Raw genomic sequence first — 17,423 nt, forward strand, 5'->3', positions numbered from 1 at the left:
GGAACTGTGGATTATTGACCGTAAAGAGAGGACAGTGAGCTATGGAGCAAGAAGTAGGACAAGGAGCTGTACAGCAGCCAACTGAACAGGATGGTACGCCCAAGCGTAAACCAAAAAATGAGATTTTTGAGTGGCTCAAGGCCATCATTATTGCGTTAGTGCTTGTCTTTTTAATCCGCTGGCTTCTCTTTAAGCCGTTTATTGTGGATGGCCCGTCGATGCAGCCTAACTTTCATACCGGAGAACGCGTCATTGTAAATGAGATTTTGTATGATTTCCGTGCCCCTAAACCAGGGGAAGTGATCGTGTTTCATGTGCCGGAGGAAGGAAGAGACTTTATCAAACGCGTCATTGCCGTTGAAGGAGATACGGTCAAGGTAGAAGGTGACACGATTACAGTAAATGGTAAGCCGATTCAGGAATCTTACTTGAAAGCTCCTTTAGAAGAAGCGCATCAAAATGGTGAGCTTTACAACAAATTTACAAATTTTCCAAATGATAAATTTAAGGATGGAAAAGTTCCGGCGGGGCATATTTTTGTAATGGGAGATAACCGTTCCAATAGTACAGACAGTCGGATGATTGGATATATTGATTTGAAGGAAGTTGTAGGTCGGGCTGACGTTATTTTCTGGCCGGCGAAAGATATGCAGTGGATTAACCACTAGAATAACTAATAAGCAGCATAGCTGCCGTAATCCTAACTAAGAGCCTAAGGGTAAAAGTAGGAGTTACGATCAATGGGGTGATGACGGTGACGATTCAATGGTTTCCTGGTCATATGACCAGAGCGCGCCGCCAAATTGAAGCAAAATTAAAGTTAATTGATTTGGTCATTGAGCTGATTGATGCTCGATTGCCGCTCTCCAGCCGAAATCCAATGATTGATGATATTTTGCAAGGCAAGCCGCGAATGATTATTTTGAATAAAGCAGATTTGGCGGACCCGGTAGTATCACAGCAATGGATTGCCTATTTTAAGGAGCAGGGGCATGTGGCCTTTCCGGTGGATGCCACAACTGGGACGGGACTAAAAGAAATTCCGATTCAGGCCAAGCTGCTGCTTAAGGAAAAGATAGATCGGCAGATTAGGAAGGGAATGAACCCGCGTCCTATGCGTGGGTTGATTGTTGGTATTCCGAATGTCGGCAAATCGACACTGATCAACCGAATGGCGGGACGTAATATTGCAGCTACGGGTGACCGTCCAGGGGTAACGAAGGCACAGCAGTGGATCAAGATTGGAGAAATTGAATTGCTGGATACACCAGGGATTCTATGGCCTAAATTTGAGGATCAGAATGTAGGCTATCGTCTGGCAGTTACAGGTGCGATCAAGGAAGAAATTCTGAATGTCGAGGATATTGCCTTTTTTGCGACTAAATATTTGGTTCAGTACTATTGGGACGCACTGGCAGAGCGCTTTGAGCTCACCGAACGTCCTGAAGATACAGAAAATCCTGATGAAATTGTCAACGTCATGGAAGCGATCGGACGTAAACGTGGCTGTATTGTTAGCGGCGGACGTGTGGATCTCGAAAAGGCGTCAAAAATCATTTTGCGTGAGCTGCGTGCAGGGAAGCTGGGACGGTTCAGTTTGGAAGCTCCTTACTGATTCTACTGGTACACCGATAGAGAACATAGCATTTTGTGGCAAGGAAGAACCTTCCCCATCTCTCCGGAGAGGAGGAAGGTTTTTTTGGTATTTGAAGGCAGTTAGAAAAGGGTTTTGAACGATGAAGGTCTGTGGTAAGCTGAATTCAATCGCTAGAGCTACGGCATGAATGACGCGTTAAACTACATATAGATGGGCAGGTATTGAATATGGAAGATAAAGAGAATGTAGTGAAGGACATGCTACATTATGAAAAAAAATGCTGGGAGCAGTCTTGTGAGCGGATTGCAGGTATTGACGAGGTAGGTCGTGGATGCCTGTTTGGTGATGTTGTGGCCGCAGCAGTCATTTTACCAGTGGGTGAGTTACTGGAAGGTGTGGATGATTCCAAAAAATTGACGGACAAGAAGAGAGAAGCATACTACGAGCTAATTATGGAAAAGGCCATTGCAGTAGGAGTTGGCTATGTAGACGCGCAGACGATTGATGATATCAATATTAAGCAAGCAGCTCGTTTGGCTATGAAGCAGGCTATTGAGGCTTTACATGTGTCTCCTGATTATTTACTGGTGGATGCAGAAAAGGTAGATGTGCCTATTCCTCAACTCTCAATTATTAAAGGAGATGCCAACAGTCAGTCTATTGCGGCGGCCTCTATCATCGCCAAGGTAACCCGTGATCGGCTGTGCAAAGGTGAATGGGATGCGAAGTATCCGGAATATGGGATCGGTATACATAAAGGTTACGCTACCAAGTTACACAGGGAACAAATTTTGGCGCTAGGACCTACAAAGATGCATAGACGCAGCTTTCTGGGCAATTTGTTGACGGAGCAACCGACGCTGTTTGATCTGTAGTTACTTATTATGAATCGGGATAATGCCGATATAAAGCATAACTAATACCATAAGCCCCTTTGAATGGGGGAGAGTGAGAGGAGGGGCGATATGAACATCGGATCTGTATTTCGTGGATTACTTGGAGATGTGAAGGCTGGAGAGGCTAAAAAACTTGATATGCAGCCAGGTCAGGTTGTACGAGGAGTCGTGCTAAAGGTGTCTGAGGACGGCAGCGAAGCTGTGTTGCAAATACAAGGTTCTCAGGTCAGGGCAAAGCTGGAGACCCCTCTTCAACCTGGACAGACTACAACGTTTCAGGTTCAACCGGCTTCCCCCAGCGGAATGACGGTGCTTAAGCCTCTGAACGATGTGGCCAATACACCACAGCAAACCGTAGCGCTGACAGATGTATTGGAATCGGTGGGACTGCCGGATACAGCTCAGAACAGGGAGCTTATACAGGCAATGCAAAAGAACGGTGTGCCGTTGACATCGGAAAATGCTGCGTCTTTGCGAGAAGCTATGGCGAAGCAAAGCGGCAATGTACAATTGGGAACGTTTGTACAGGCGGCGGCAGTTGCCTTTCAGCGGGGACTTCCATTGACGGCAGAAAGCATAAACGGATTGCGTCAAGCGATGTTTGGGCCTCCTTTAAATGATCTGTTGTCTTCGCTGGAGCAAGAGCTTGAAGCGGTATTAAAGCAGCAAGGACAGGGAATATCCACTGACCGTTCAGTGGGGGAATCAACAGCTATAAAGAGCGCTGATCGAATGCCTGCTAGCCCAACAGGTGCTTCTTCCGGGGTGGTTGTAGATGGACAGGAAGGCCAAGCTCCCATACTATCCAAGGATGCTTCTACCGCTGCAAAGCAGGCAGAAGCTGGACAAACCACAGGCGGCAAGGAATTGTTAAAAGGGACTCAAGCAGCCAACCTTGCTGCTGCAGTGAGTGAAGCGAGTGCTTTAGCAACAGATTCAGATACTGTGACGGGAGCTACATCTGCAGCCAAAGGGACTGCTCCAGGAGAAGCGGAGACAGTCAATGGACGCGGAGCGACAGTGGCATCGGAAGCTAGCGTGAATGCTCCAGAATCGGGTGCTGATGCATTAAACGGTCCTCGCACCAGAGTGGAGCAGTCACAGCAAACTACTGCGGCAAGCACACAGCTTAAGGATGCGGATGGCGCTCCAGCAACTGCCACGGCAGAGCCTGCGGGGGCAAAGACAGCCTTAACCGCGGCCACGGCTGACCGTCCCACCGCACAGCAGGCTGGTAGCTCTATGCCGCAGCAATCCACGGCAGGTAACACTGCCGCGTCAGAGGTGACGCTTCAGCGGCTGCGCACGTTGCTGCAAGAGCTACGCGCGGCGGTGCCGCCCGCACTGAGCATGGCTGCGCCGGAGCAGCCCGCAACGGAAGTGGCGCAGCCAATGGCTGGCGCCTCGCGGGCCGCAGACGCCGCTGCGTCGCAGCCTGCGGCGTCCAGCCCGCAGCTCACCCCCACGGAGGACCCGTGGGTGGGCCGCGTACTGAAGCTGCTCGGTGCAGAGCACGAGCAGCAAGTACACCGCGCGACTACACAGGTCGCGCAAGGGGCGGCGGCACGTATGGAGCCGCCAGAGGGAATGCCCCAGACGCTGCCGGGATTAGCGGCTGCGTCTGGGGACACGGTGTCAGCAGACGCAGACACCGTAAAAGGGGCGCTGCTCCAGCTGATGAGCAGTGACGATCTGCCGCCCGCTTTGAAAGAGGCGGCTCAGCAGGTTGTACAGCACCTGACAGGTCAGCAGTTGCTACTCAATACAGACCGAACGGCGCCTTTTGCCCAAGTACACATGTTTATACCGTTCGTTGGACCGGACGGTCGTGAAACAGCTACGATCCAGATTCAGTCCCGCCGCGGCAAACGTGGAGAGCTGGACGCCTCCAACTGTCGTCTTTGGTTTGATTTGGACATGAAGGGACTTGGAGCGACCCTGGTAGATGTCCAGGTTGTAGATCGGATTGTAAGTGTTAAGCTCCATAATGATCATGAATGGGCGGCTTCGTTGTTAACCAGTGGGCGTGAGTCCATTCACACAGCGTTGGAGTCACTAGGATACCAACTTCTATCGCTTCGTACCGAGCCTATGCCCATAAGGACTGAACAGAACAGTCTCGTCTCTTCTGAAGTACAAAGCTATGTGCCTCAGCCGTATAAAGGAGTCGATCTTAAAATATGAAAGAGCCGTTGGAACCTCCTTCTCCTTCCATAAAGAAGGCGGTCGCCCTTAAATATACGCCTGGTGAGAGCGAAGCACCGATTGTCGTTGCCAAAGGGAGCGGCCGTATTGCGGATAGCATTTTAGAAAAAGCTAAAGAACATGGTGTTCCAGTACAGGAGGATGCCGCGCTGGTTGAAGTACTATCCAAACTCGATTTGGACGAACAAATTCCTGCTGAGCTCTATCAGTTGGTGGCAGAGGTGCTTACCTATATATATCAAATGGATAGGCTTGCATCAAGGGATGACTGGTGATGTCGAATGAAATGAAGGCTGGAGGCAAGGATCAACGGAAAGCCAAAGGAGCGATGGGCGAAGAGGCAGCGGCTTTGTTTTTAGAAAACTTGGGTTACCGTATCATAGAGCGTAATTGGCGATGCCGCAGTGGTGAAATAGATCTGATTGCCAAGCAGGAGCATACACTCGTGTTTATTGAGGTACGTAGTCGAAGTAGCTCCAAGTATGGAACGCCAGCAGAATCAGTTACTGCGCGTAAAATAGCCCAAGTTCGCCAAACAGCCGCTGTATATTTGCACATGAACGGGATTGGAGAAGCTCCAATCCGCTTTGACATGATTTCTGTACAATTAACTGACGAAAAGGCAGTTGTTACGGACCATTTAATAGGCGCATTTTAAACGAGTAAGAGCTTATTCAAAGGTAAGAGTGCGGGACTGAATTCATATGTGCAGGTTGACAGGAAGGAAAGCTACAGGTATATTTTATTGAGAATAGTTATCATTTTCATCTTAAAATGAATATCTAGAAGTTGTACCTGTGAAGGAGGATTTACGTGACAAAGCATACCTTTAGTGAACATGTCATAGATGTAATTCAGGAACGCCGGACGATTAAACGATTTAAATCCGACTCCATCCCGGTAGATACGATCAAAGAACTGCTGGACGTCGCTGTGTGGGCTCCTAATCATAAAATGCGTGAACCGTGGCGTTTTCTGTTGTTTGCTGGTGAAGGACGGAAAAAGCTTGCAAAAGCAATTGCAGCCGATATTGGTAAGGACAACAAGTTTGAGAGCGGCATTTTGCACAACCCGATCCAGCTTTTAGTAGTATTGGAAGAAGACCCGCGTCAAGCGGTTTGGGATGAGGATTTTGCAGCGGTCAGCGCGCTTGTACAAAACTTTATGCTTGCCGCATGGAGCAAAGGAATCGGAACGTTTTGGGTGACAAAGCCATTTTTGTATTCGCCTAAGTTCCGTGAGCACTTGGGAATTCAACCGGGTGAGAAGGTAATAGGAATGATATATGCAGGCTATCCTGACGTTATCCCAGAATCAAGACCACGTACTCCGGCAGCCGATAAGCTGACCTTGTTTGACAAATAATCTGTCGTCAGATAAACTTAGTCAAGAATTTTGAAAGCATGGTTCGGAGCTAAAATTTCGAACATCACATTTGCAAAGAATGAAAATTTGGAAGCACCTTTTTTCATATATGCAATGATTCCCGAGAGGGAGCATTCCAATATGAGGAGAGGTGCTTTTTGATATGTATGGAAAATTACACGGAGCTTGTTTGTATGGAATAGATGGCGTTCTGATTGAAGTTGAGACTGATTTGTCCAATGGCTTGCCTCAGACAGCGATTATAGGATTGCCGGATTCGGCGATTCGAGAGGCAGTGGAGCGTGTCAGAGCAGCAATCAAAAACTGTGGCTTTAAATATCCGTCCCAGCGTGTCACGATTAATTTAGCTCCTGCTGATTTGCGTAAGGAAGGTTCATCTTTTGACCTTGCTATCGCTTTAGGGTTGCTGACAACCAGTGAACAGGTCGTTTTACCCGCGGGAGAACGGACGTTGTTTATTGGCGAGCTGGCGCTGGATGGCAGTATTCGCCCTGTGAATGGGGTACTGTCCATGGTTGATCTGGCCAAGCGAGAAGGATTCAACTCCGTGCTGCTTCCCCAGGAAAACGCAAGCGAGGCTCGTCTGATTACGGGTATACGTATTTACGCTATACGGCATCTAGCAGATCTTATTCCGATTGAAGATCGTGCACATGGCACTGTTGATAGCCCAGCGACAAATCAGAGTTGTACTGCCAGTAAACAAGTCATGATCTGTTCCTATGACCATTTACCTCAGGCAGAGCATATACCGTTGTGTGAAAAAGAAGGGATAACTAGCAACATGGAGGATTACAGCGATGTGTTGGGTCAGCTGCACGCCAAGCGTGCGTTAGTCATCGCTGCAGCCGGAATGCATAATATCCTGCTTATGGGACCGCCGGGGGCTGGGAAAACAATGCTCATCCGCAGATTGCCATCTATCCTTCCGCCTTTGACTGAAAAGGAGGCGCTTGAAGTCACCAAAGTATACAGCGCTGCCGGGAAGTGGAAGGAGTCATCCCCTCATCTGATGAATATTCGTCCCTTCCGTTCGCCTCATCATACGATCTCTGCTGCTGGTTTGGTGGGTGGGGGAGGTATACCCAAACCAGGAGAAATCAGTCTTGCACACCGGGGGATTTTATTTCTGGATGAGTTGCCTGAGTTTAGCCGTCATGTACTAGAAGTGCTGCGTCAACCTTTGGAAGACCACAATGTTACGATCAGTCGTTCACGTGCTGTTTTTAAGTATCCGGCGCATTTTTTACTTGCTGCCTCTTTAAATCCGTGTCACTGTGGCTTTTTCGGAAATGACACGGAACATCAGCGCTGTACCTGTTCACCTGCAGCAGTAGCCCGCTACCGTTCACGTATTTCTGGTCCACTGCTGGATCGGATCGATCTTCAGCTTGAAGTATCGCAGCCGAAGGATTGGCGGGAGGAAAAAGAATCATTGTCGTCCGCTGAAATGCGAAGGCAGGTGCTGGCTGCTCAAGCGATACAAATCCACAGATACAGCAAGCTTCCCTTTTCATGGAATAGTGAGCTGTCTGGTCAGATGCTTCGTAAATATGCCGTATTAGAAAAAAATGCAGCAGAGTTGCTTGACCAGACAATGGACGCACTCGGTTTAAGCATGCGCGCGTATGATCGAATTCTCAAGCTTTCGCGTACCATTGCAGACTTACATGACTCAGAGAAAATTTTGACTTCACATGTGGCTGAAGCTATTCAATACCGCCATATGGATAGAGCAAATGCCAGTTTTCACGAAAGTTAAAAAGGCGATAAATTAGTAGCTATAACACGATCATTTTTATGAAAGAATTTCCCAAAGGGTATGTACAATAGAAATTGAAAAAAAGGGATAAAAAAAGCTCCAGACAATAAAGATCTGGAGAAGAAAAATAAGATTATGACAATAGTGATTATACTATGAGTATATCAACTTTGTATATACGATTATACATCAGCTCCCATGTTACTTGATGGAAAAAAACAAACAGTCTTTAACGAAGGGATAGCTGAAAGGATAATAGCCCCTCGACAAAAACGGTTGAGGGGCTTGTTGTGAAATTCATTCTAACGAAACTATTGAATCCATGAAGAGAGATGAAGACATCCCCTACATATGCTAAAGAAAATCTAAGTTACAAAACATTCAGTTTCACTTCAATATTACCGCGGGTAGCGCGGGAGTATGGACATTGTTCATGTGCGCCTTCCACCAGTTTTACTGCAGTTTCATGATCGACGCCTTTTACCAGTACGTCGAGACTTACTCCGATTCCGAAGCCGCCGTCTTCCACTTTGCCGAAATGGACCGTAGCTGTTACTTCAGTACCTTCATGCTTAATACGTTGCATGCGAGCAACCATATTTAAGGCACTGTCAAAGCAAGCGGAATAGCCTGCTGCGAACAATTGCTCTGGATTCGTACCTGCCCCGCCTGCGCCGCCCATTTCTTTTGGGGTATCAATATCTAAACGGAGTTCAGGGGAAGAAGACTCGATATAACCGTTACGTCCACCAACCGCTTTTACTGTTGTTTCATACATTTTTTGTTGAATGGTCATCATAATCCAATCACTGCCTCTCGCTCAATTTATATTTTACACAATTTAATTTATCAAAATAATTATTGTTTGTAAAGTATTTTGTGCAATTAGCATGTATTTTATTATATAATGTGCTAAAATAATGACGAAAGTAGGTGATCAGACAGCATGGAAGACAATCCTAATGAAGGTACAGCGTTGAAACTTGATAATCAGTTATGCTTTGCCATATATGCATGCTCCAGAGAGATTACGAAGCTATACCAGCCTTATCTGGAAAAGCTCGGTGTGACGTACTCGCAATATTTGGTACTTATCGTGCTCTGGGAGCGTGAAGAGTGTACAGTGAAGGAATTGGGTGAGGCACTATATTTGGACTCCGGCACACTAACTCCGCTATTGAAGAGATTGCAGAACGCCGGGCTTATCGATCGAAAGCGTTCCACTCAGGATGAGCGTAAGGTGCTGATTTCTTTGACGACAGAGGGAAGCGCATTACGGGAAAAAGCTCTGTCCGTACCAGGATGCATCCAGGAAAAAACAAGTATGACTCATGATCAATTTGGGTCGCTTCTGCTCCAGTTCAATGATCTGCTTGATCGTGTTCATCAAGCTAATGTACAAATTGAAAAATCATAAGGTGTTTTCAGTTGCTCTTGCGAATCTTATGGCATGAGTTGTTCTCAGCTGAAAGAAAAAATACCTAATAATATTTGAAGAATTAAAGTGCCTCTTAATGTGGATTAGGTAATCCCATGTTGTAGAGGTGCTTTTTTTTGTGTGAATTTGTATTAAGAGAAATATCCAATAATATCCAAACATTCGATTTTGGGAATGATAATGATATCAAAATACTGTAATTCATGAGGTTAAATTATAAGGAAAGCGTTTTAAAAACATGTTACAATGATGTAGGTTTAGTATAGATTTCCTTGTGAACCGCCCTTGTTGCAGTCATGTTGATAGGAGGATTCCAGAATGAATATCCATGAATATCAGGGTAAAGAAGTATTGAAGCAGTACGGAGTGGCTGTACCGAACGGTAAGGTTGCCTATACGGTGGAGGAAGCCGTTGCTGCGGCAGAATCGCTTGGAAGCGCTGTTACGGTGGTAAAGGCACAAATTCATGCTGGTGGACGCGGTAAAGCGGGTGGCGTGAAAGTTGCCAAAGGTCTGGATGAGGTGCGGACTTTTGCTTCTGAAATTTTGGGTAAGGTGCTGGTGACGCATCAGACCGGACCTGAAGGTAAAGAGGTCAAACGCCTTTTGGTTGAGGAAGGCTGCGATATTCGTAAAGAATATTACGTCGGCGTTGTCGTAGATCGTGCGACTGGACGTATCGTAATGATGGCCTCAGAAGAAGGCGGTACGGAAATCGAAGAGGTGGCTGCAGCCACTCCGGAGAAGATTTTTAAAGCGGTTGTTGATCCAGCGATTGGGCTTCAGGTGTATCAGGCCCGTAAGTTGGCGTATGACATTAATATCCCAAATGAACTGGTAAACAAAGCGGTCAAGTTTATGCTGGCACTATACGAAGCTTTTGTGGACAAGGACTGTTCGATTGCAGAAATCAATCCCTTAGTCGTTACGGGTGATGGGAATGTACTGGCGTTGGATGCCAAACTGAATTTTGATTCTAATGCGTTGTTCCGTCACAAGGATATTTTGGAATTGCGTGATTTGGATGAAGAGGACGAGAAGGAAATTGAGGCATCTAAATTCGATCTAAGCTATATCGCTCTGGACGGAAATATTGGCTGTATGGTCAATGGTGCGGGCTTGGCGATGGCAACCATGGATATTATCAAATATTACGGTGGCGATCCGGCCAACTTCCTGGACGTAGGGGGCGGTGCGACGACGGAAAAGGTAACCGAAGCGTTCAAAATCATTTTGTCCGATCCGAAGGTAGAAGGTATTTTCGTGAACATTTTCGGCGGAATTATGCAGTGTGACATCATTGCGAACGGCGTCGTGGAGGCTGCCAAACAGTTGGGGCTGACTCGTCCGCTTGTTGTCCGTCTTGAAGGGACAAATGTTGAGCTCGGCAAACAGATTTTAGCGGAATCCGGTTTGAATATCGTAGCAGCGGATTCCATGGCGGATGGCGCCCAAAAAATCGTCGAACTTGTTCAATAGCCTGTTTGCATTCCGATATGCCGAATAAACGATAGGGGATGTGAAGATCGTGAGTATTTTGGTCGATAAGCATACAAAGGTGATTACACAGGGGATTACGGGAAAAACGGCGTTGTTTCATGCCAAGGGTGCACTTGATTACGGTACACAAATGGTAGGTGGCACCTCTCCAGGTAAGGGGGGGACCGAGGTAGAAATTACACTGGAGAACGGACAACAGGTCAAATTGCCAGTGTTTAACACCGTAAGCGAAGCCAAGGAAGCTACTGGCGCAACAGCGAGCGTGATTTACGTGCCACCGGCTTTTGCAGCAGATTCCATTTTGGAGGCTGTAGATGCGGAACTAGATCTCGTGATTTGTATCACGGAGGGCATTCCGGTGCTTGATATGATCAGGGTCAAACGTTTTATGGAAGGTAAAAAGACCGTTCTGATTGGCCCTAACTGCCCAGGCGTTATTACGCCAGGAGAATGTAAAATCGGTATTATGCCAGGTTACATTCATCTACCAGGTCATGTAGGTGTTGTGTCACGTAGTGGTACTTTGACCTATGAAGCAGTGCATCAGTTAACGACCCGAGGTATAGGACAATCTTCCGCGGTTGGTATTGGCGGTGACCCCGTTAAAGGTTCAGAATTCATTGACATTTTGCAACGTTTCAATGAGGACCCCAACACTCACGCTGTCATTATGATTGGAGAAATTGGGGGTACAGCCGAGGAAGAGGCTGCTGAGTGGATCAGGGACAATATGACGAAGCCAGTAGTTGGTTTTATCGGCGGTGTGACCGCGCCTCCGGGCAAACGGATGGGGCATGCAGGCGCCATTATTTCTGGTGGAAAAGGAACGGCCAAAGAGAAAATTGCCACGCTTGAAGCCTGCGGGATCAAGGTGGCACCGACTCCTTCCGAAATGGGCTCGACACTGGTAAGTGTGCTAGAAGCACGTGGTATTTTGAATTTGTGTACGACACATTAAATCGTGTTTCTTCATTAATATACAGGCCATAAAACTGCATCGAAATTTGCCGCAGGCTAGTGTATAATGAAAGAAAGGTAAGCAACCTTTTTATCTTCTGAAACAGGGGATGAAAAGGTTGCTTTTTTTGCGTTAAGACAGACTTGTCAGGGAAACGCTTGCAAAATGATTCATTGTGCCACAAAATAAGGGAGGGTTCACTCTTCCGTGAATGGGGGAACCATAGTTTGGAAGAAAGATGGCTTTTGTTAGGCTTACATGAGTTAGAGGGAATCGGAAGAAAAACAATTCAGCGTATTCGGTCGAGTGACTATCGATTGCATGAGCTACTGCATTTTAGCGAACAAAAGTGGATTGAGATAGGGTTAAGCCCTGCTCAGGCACGAATTGCGGCTCAGTGTTACGATGAAGAATGGGTGCATGAACGATATCAGCGAGTTCTATCCGGTGATATTGGAACGGTAACTTATGTGGACGAGGATTATCCCCTATTAATGAAGGAAACAGTTGACCCACCATGGGTAATGTATACAAAAGGGGATAAATCACTTTTGCATACATGTTCTGTAGCCATGGTAGGAACTCGCGTTCCCACCGCTTATGGACGTAGAGCAGCGGAGATACTAACAGAGGGATTATGTAATGCAGGGATTACAGTAGTTAGCGGATTGGCGAGAGGGATTGACAGTATTTGTCACGAAACAGCCCTGCGCCGGGGAGGAAACACGATTGGTGTACTGGGAACAGCGATCGATCAAATTTATCCTCCCCAAAATGCGTCTTTATTTGCAGAGATGGCTAGCAAAGGCTTGATCGTATCGGAATATCCTCCAGGCACGAGGTCACATCCGGGAATGTTTCCACAACGTAATCGGATTATAGCTGGTCTAACGAAGGGAACGCTCGTCGTCGAAGCAGATGCAAGAAGCGGCTCCTTGATTACAGCTGATGCTGCGCTAGAGGCAAATCGAGATGTGTTTGCTGTTCCCGGACCCATTACGTCACCGAAGAGTAGAGGCACGCTGAGCTTGATTAAGCAAGGAGCCAAAACAGTCACTGAAGCTTCGGATATTATTGAAGAGTATGAAGCAGATTTGCGTACAAGGGAGGTTTCTTCATACAATAGAGAGCAGAGTCTTAATCTGAAGCAGGTCTCCAAAGTGCCAGAAAGTGAGACTTCTGAGGAAAACCGTGTCATACTGTTGCTCGAACAGGGAACCATGACACTGGATGAACTGCTTGATGCTACGGCATGGGATTTTGGACTTTTACACGCAGTTCTGTTATCGTTAATCATAAAAAAAAGGATCGCCCAGCTAGCGGGCACAAAATACAAGCTTATTTAGTAGTTGTTTTTGCAAAGTCCTTAGTTAGTAAATGCACAAATTCAATTTTAAACATCAGGTGGAGGGCAGTATGGTATTCATCCGCGCCGCGGATTCCTACTCCTTCCCCACTTCCTGAAATGTGTTGACATTATGACTCGCAGTAGCGGAGCAGATGGAATGGAATCTTTCTGAACAAGTACAGCGATCTGGAAAAATGACCAAACTGTGAAGCGCTCTCTGCGTCATAACTCACCACATTTCAGGAAGTCTATCATATTCATGTGTGTAATTGAGAGGAGGAAGAGCCTATGGCGGATTCACTCGTCATCGTGGAATCGCCTTCCAAGGCGAAGACGATCGGCAAATACTTAGGCAGCAAATATATCGTCAAGGCTTCCATGGGTCATATCAGGGATTTACCGAAGAGTCAGATCGGCGTAGAGGTCGAAAATGATTTTAATCCCAAATACATTACCATTCGAGGTAAAGGCTCCATTCTAAAAGAATTAAAGGATGCCCGAAAAAAAGTAAAAAAAGTATATCTGGCGGCTGACCCGGATCGCGAAGGTGAGGCTATTGCCTGGCATCTGGCGCATGCGCTGGAACTGGACGATACAGCAGATTGCCGTGTTGTATTTAATGAAATTACGAAGCAGGCTGTCAAAGATGCTTTTAAAACACCCCGTAAAATCAATATGGATTTGGTTAATGCTCAGCAGGCACGACGGATACTGGATCGACTTGTTGGCTACAAAATCAGCCCGTTGCTCTGGAAAAAGGTGAAAAAGGGTCTATCCGCTGGGCGGGTGCAGTCGGTTGCGGTGAAAATTATTTTGGACCGGGAAAACGAGATCAGTGAGTTTGTACCGGAAGAATACTGGACGATTACAGCTAAACTAGCTATTAAGGACAGCACCTTTGAAGCGAAATTTCATAAGCTGCGCGGTGAAAAGAAAGAGCTCTCCAGCGAAGCGGATGTACAAGAAGTGTTGGAAGCTATCGGAAAATCGTCTTACAAGGTGCGCGATGTGAAAGAGAAAGAGCGTTTACGCAATCCTTCTCCTCCATTCACAACAAGTTCCTTGCAGCAGGAGGCGGCTCGGAAGCTCAACTTCCGTGCATCTAAAACGATGTCTGTAGCTCAGCAGCTATATGAGGGTGTGGATTTAGGAAAAGAAGGGACCGTGGGTCTGATTACGTATATGCGTACGGATTCCACACGGATCGCTGCTTCAGCTCAAGAGGAAGCGAAAGAATTAATTATTCAAAAATATGGCGAAGCTTTTGTACCTGAAACTCCTCGTCAATATTCAAAAAAAGCGGCCAACGCCCAGGATGCGCATGAAGCAATTCGCCCAACCTCTGCGTTACGCGATCCGGAAACAGTTAAGCCGTTTATGAGTCGGGATCAGTTCCGTTTGTACAAATTGATATGGGAACGTTTCATGGCCAGCCAGATGGCATCTGCTATTATGGATACTTTGTCCGTAGATATTGAAGCGGGTGAGACGATATTCCGGGCAGCAGGTTCTAAGGTTCGTTTTCCAGGTTTCATGAAAGTGTATGTAGAGGGAAATGACGATGGTAAAACCGAAGAAGATAAACTGCTGCCACCACTTCAACCAGGCGATAAATTAAAAAAAGAAGCAGTTGAGCCGAAGCAGCATTTTACACAACCGCCTCCCCGTTATACGGAAGCGCGACTGGTGAAGACGCTGGAAGAACTGGGTATAGGACGTCCAAGTACGTATGCACCAACGCTGGAAACCATTCAGAAACGTGGGTACGTTGCTATTGAAGAAAAGAAATTTTTCCCTACAGAGCTGGGCGAATTGGTCATCGAACAGATGGAGGAGTTCTTTCCAGAGATACTGAATGTGGAGTTTACAGCTAATATGGAAGGTGATCTTGACCACGTCGAAGAAGGCGAAGGTAATTGGGTCAAGGTGTTGAGTGACTTTTACGAGTCATTCGAGAAGCGACTTGAAGTGGCTGAAGAAGAAATGAAAGAAATTGAAATAAAAGATGAAGTATCCGATGTCATTTGTGATAAGTGTGGCAGCCAAATGGTGTATAAGCTTGGCCGATTTGGTAAATTCCTGGCTTGTTCTGCTTTTCCAGATTGCCGTAACACAAAGCCAATTGTTAAGGATATCGGGATTAATTGTCCTTCATGCGGTGAGGGCCATGTCGTCGAACGACGGAGTAAAAAGGGACGTATCTTCTATGGATGTGACCGCTACCCGGAATGTGATTTTGTTTCCTGGGATAAACCGTCCATTAAGCCTTGCCCAAGTTGCAGTAGCCTAATGGTCGAAAAACGTACAAAACAAGGGACGAAGCTCAACTGTACGGTCTGCGATCACAGCGAAATGCTGGAAGAGAGCGATGAGAGCGTAGAGACTTCTTAAGAACAACAATAGCAGGGGGATTTAAACGTGAGTGAACTACAAAAGGTAACGGTCATCGGAGCAGGTTTGGCGGGCAGCGAAGCTGCCTGGCAAATTGCAAGCCGTGGAGTGCCAGTCAAGTTATATGAAATGCGGCCGGTTGTAAAAACACCAGCACATCATACAGATAAATTTGCCGAACTGGTATGCAGTAATTCCTTGCGGGCAAACGGCCTAACGAATGCAGTAGGTGTACTGAAGGAAGAGATGAGAATACTAAACTCCTTGATTCTGAGTGCAGCAGATCGTCATGCTGTTCCGGCTGGCGGTGCATTGGCAGTGGATCGTGACGGATTTTCCGGTCATATTACTGAGACGCTTCATCAACATCCTTTGATCGAGGTTGTTAATGAAGAGCTTCAGGAAATCCCACAGGACGGTATTGTGGTCATTGCGACGGGGCCTTTAACTTCTCCGGCTTTGTCGGAACAGATTAAATCACTGATGGGAGAGGAGTATTTCTATTTTTACGATGCGGCAGCCCCGATTGTAGAAAAGGACTCTATCGACATGAGCAAGGTTTATCTGGCTTCCCGTTATGATAAGGGAGAAGCAGCGTACTTGAATTGTCCGATGAACGAAGCGGAATTTGATGCTTTTTATGAGGCTCTGGTTACGGCTGAGGTAGCGCAAGTCAAGGAATTCGAAAAAGAAATTTATTTCGAAGGCTGTATGCCCATCGAAGTGATGATGCAACGTGGGAAACAAACGGCATTGTTCGGACCGATGAAACCCGTGGGTCTCGTAAATCCACATACAGGTGAACTGCCCCACGCAGTTGTTCAGCTTCGCCAGGACAACGCCGCAGGAACGCTGTATAATCTGGTTGGTTTCCAGACTCACCTCAAATGGGGGGAGCAAAAGCGTGTGTTTTCAATGATTCCGGGTCTTGAAGAGGCAGAGTTTGTACGTTACGGTGTGATGCATCGCAATACCTTTATTAATTCTCCGCAGCAACTTCATCCAACTTATCAGTTTAAGGGAAGAAGTAATCTATTCTTCGCCGGACAAATGACCGGTGTAGAGGGATATGTGGAGTCAGCGGCTTCTGGTCTGCTGGCCGGGATGAATGCGGCACGAGCAGCGCGTGGACAGGAAATGTTTGTATTTCCTGCGGAAACGACATTAGGTAGCATGGCACGGTATATTACGACCGCTGATTTTAAGCATTTTCAACCGATGAATGCAAACTTTGGTTTGCTTCCAAAGTTGGAGAAACGGATTCGTAACAAAAAGGAAAAAAATGAAGCTCTCGCTAATCGCGCGTTGGAAAGTTTGCGGGGTTATATCAACGAAACGGGAGTTATGTCAGCTGAAGTACAGGCATAAGGATGAAGGAAAAGGAGGAGCGCGTTATGGATATGTCCTTTCATGCTACCACCATCTGCGCTGTACGCCACAATGGCAAGGGAGCTATTGCGGGTGATGGACAGGTAACGTTCGGCAACAGTGTTGTCATGAAGCAGACGGCTAAAAAAGTGCGCAGATTGTATCGAGGTCAGGTCGTTGCAGGATTTGCCGGTTCAGTGGCCGATGCTATCACGTTATTTGAAAAGTTTGAAAATAAGCTGGAGGAACACCACGGAAATCTTCAAAGAGCAGCCGTGGAACTTGCCAAGGACTGGCGTCAGGATCGTATCCTGCGCAAGCTGGAAGCGCTCATGATTGTGATGGACTCATCCGGAATGTTGCTCATTTCTGGAGGCGGCGAAATTATAGAGCCGGATGATGATGTGCTTGCGATTGGCTCAGGTGGTAATTTTGCATTGGCGGCTGCCCGTGCTTTCAAACGCCATGGCTCTGGCATGGAAGCAAAGGACATGGCACGGGAAGCGCTAGAGGTTGCTTCGGAAATATGTGTGTATACAAACAATCAGATTATCGTAGAAGAACTGTAAATCGG

Annotated in this window: 16 protein-coding genes; 15 read left to right on the forward strand and 1 reads right to left on the reverse strand. The window is 46.8% G+C overall.

Annotation, left to right across the window (positions count from 1 at the left end; translation table 11 throughout):
• Nucleotides 1–41 precede the first annotated feature (41 nt).
• The 8 genes from lepB (at nucleotide 42) to AOU00_RS22555 (ending at nucleotide 7,846) form a co-directional block, all read left to right on the forward strand.
• Nucleotides 42–668, forward strand: coding sequence for a signal peptidase I (gene lepB / locus AOU00_RS22520; RefSeq protein ID WP_069291716.1), 627 nt, complete (start codon nucleotides 42–44; stop codon nucleotides 666–668).
• A gap of 86 nt (nucleotides 669–754) precedes the next feature.
• Nucleotides 755–1,615, forward strand: coding sequence for a ribosome biogenesis GTPase YlqF (ylqF, locus tag AOU00_RS22525; protein WP_069292106.1), 861 nt, complete (start codon nucleotides 755–757; stop codon nucleotides 1,613–1,615).
• 209 nt (nucleotides 1,616–1,824) lie between these two features.
• A complete protein-coding gene (locus tag AOU00_RS22530) occupies nucleotides 1,825–2,472 on the forward strand; it encodes a ribonuclease HII (protein WP_081330747.1) in 648 nt (215 codons plus the stop codon).
• 90 nt (nucleotides 2,473–2,562) lie between these two features.
• The gene (locus tag AOU00_RS22535) at nucleotides 2,563–4,677 is read left to right on the forward strand and encodes a DNA ligase (RefSeq protein ID WP_069291717.1); all 2,115 of its coding nucleotides are present in this window, start codon (nucleotides 2,563–2,565) and stop codon (nucleotides 4,675–4,677) included.
• Nucleotides 4,674–4,973 (forward strand): EscU/YscU/HrcU family type III secretion system export apparatus switch protein, encoded by a 300-nt coding sequence (locus AOU00_RS22540; protein ID WP_023988176.1) that lies wholly within the window; start codon nucleotides 4,674–4,676, stop codon nucleotides 4,971–4,973. The genes AOU00_RS22535 and AOU00_RS22540 overlap by 4 nt, the downstream gene beginning before the upstream one ends.
• Nucleotides 4,973–5,356 (forward strand): YraN family protein, encoded by a 384-nt coding sequence (locus AOU00_RS22545; RefSeq protein WP_061831853.1) that lies wholly within the window; start codon nucleotides 4,973–4,975, stop codon nucleotides 5,354–5,356. The genes AOU00_RS22540 and AOU00_RS22545 overlap by 1 nt, the downstream gene beginning before the upstream one ends.
• 155 nt (nucleotides 5,357–5,511) lie before the next feature.
• On the forward strand, nucleotides 5,512–6,063 hold the full coding sequence (locus AOU00_RS22550; RefSeq protein ID WP_025723284.1) for a nitroreductase family protein: 552 nt from the start codon (nucleotides 5,512–5,514) through the stop codon (nucleotides 6,061–6,063).
• A 163-nt stretch (nucleotides 6,064–6,226) separates the two neighbouring features.
• Nucleotides 6,227–7,846 carry a YifB family Mg chelatase-like AAA ATPase gene (locus AOU00_RS22555; protein WP_069291718.1) on the forward strand — a complete coding sequence of 540 codons (1,620 nt, stop codon included), beginning with the start codon at nucleotides 6,227–6,229 and terminating at the stop codon, nucleotides 7,844–7,846.
• A gap of 370 nt (nucleotides 7,847–8,216) precedes the next feature.
• On the opposite strand, the gene AOU00_RS22560 is transcribed toward AOU00_RS22555, so the two are convergent.
• On the reverse strand, nucleotides 8,217–8,645 hold the full coding sequence (locus AOU00_RS22560) for an organic hydroperoxide resistance protein (protein ID WP_069291719.1): 429 nt from the start codon (nucleotides 8,643–8,645) through the stop codon (nucleotides 8,217–8,219).
• A 147-nt stretch (nucleotides 8,646–8,792) separates the two neighbouring features.
• Between AOU00_RS22560 and AOU00_RS22565 the strand changes: the two genes are divergently transcribed.
• The 7 genes from AOU00_RS22565 (at nucleotide 8,793) to hslV (ending at nucleotide 17,418) form a co-directional block, all read left to right on the forward strand.
• On the forward strand, nucleotides 8,793–9,263 hold the full coding sequence (locus AOU00_RS22565) for a MarR family winged helix-turn-helix transcriptional regulator (RefSeq protein ID WP_069291720.1): 471 nt from the start codon (nucleotides 8,793–8,795) through the stop codon (nucleotides 9,261–9,263).
• 339 nt (nucleotides 9,264–9,602) lie between these two features.
• Nucleotides 9,603–10,763, forward strand: a complete 1,161-nt coding sequence (sucC, locus tag AOU00_RS22570; protein ID WP_061831857.1) for an ADP-forming succinate--CoA ligase subunit beta — start codon at nucleotides 9,603–9,605, stop codon at nucleotides 10,761–10,763.
• A gap of 49 nt (nucleotides 10,764–10,812) precedes the next feature.
• Nucleotides 10,813–11,742: a succinate--CoA ligase subunit alpha gene (gene sucD / locus AOU00_RS22575; protein WP_025723280.1), complete on the forward strand. Its 930-nt coding sequence runs from the start codon at nucleotides 10,813–10,815 to the stop codon at nucleotides 11,740–11,742.
• 227 nt (nucleotides 11,743–11,969) lie between these two features.
• Nucleotides 11,970–13,088, forward strand: coding sequence for a DNA-processing protein DprA (gene dprA, locus AOU00_RS22580; RefSeq protein WP_069291721.1), 1,119 nt, complete (start codon nucleotides 11,970–11,972; stop codon nucleotides 13,086–13,088).
• 290 nt (nucleotides 13,089–13,378) lie between these two features.
• Complete coding sequence (gene topA / locus AOU00_RS22585) at nucleotides 13,379–15,481, forward strand: type I DNA topoisomerase (RefSeq protein WP_069291722.1); 2,103 nt, start codon at nucleotides 13,379–13,381, stop codon at nucleotides 15,479–15,481.
• A 27-nt stretch (nucleotides 15,482–15,508) separates the two neighbouring features.
• Entirely contained in the window at nucleotides 15,509–16,849 is a 1,341-nt protein-coding gene (gene trmFO / locus AOU00_RS22590; protein ID WP_069291723.1) for an FADH(2)-oxidizing methylenetetrahydrofolate--tRNA-(uracil(54)-C(5))-methyltransferase TrmFO, read from the forward strand.
• Between the two features lie 26 nt (nucleotides 16,850–16,875).
• Entirely contained in the window at nucleotides 16,876–17,418 is a 543-nt protein-coding gene (hslV, locus tag AOU00_RS22595; RefSeq protein WP_013309881.1) for an ATP-dependent protease subunit HslV, read from the forward strand.
• The last annotated feature ends 5 nt before the right edge of the window (nucleotides 17,419–17,423 follow it).

Origin of the sequence: Paenibacillus polymyxa (assembly GCF_001719045.1) — a bacterium.
GTDB classification, from domain to species: domain Bacteria; phylum Bacillota; class Bacilli; order Paenibacillales; family Paenibacillaceae; genus Paenibacillus; species Paenibacillus polymyxa_B.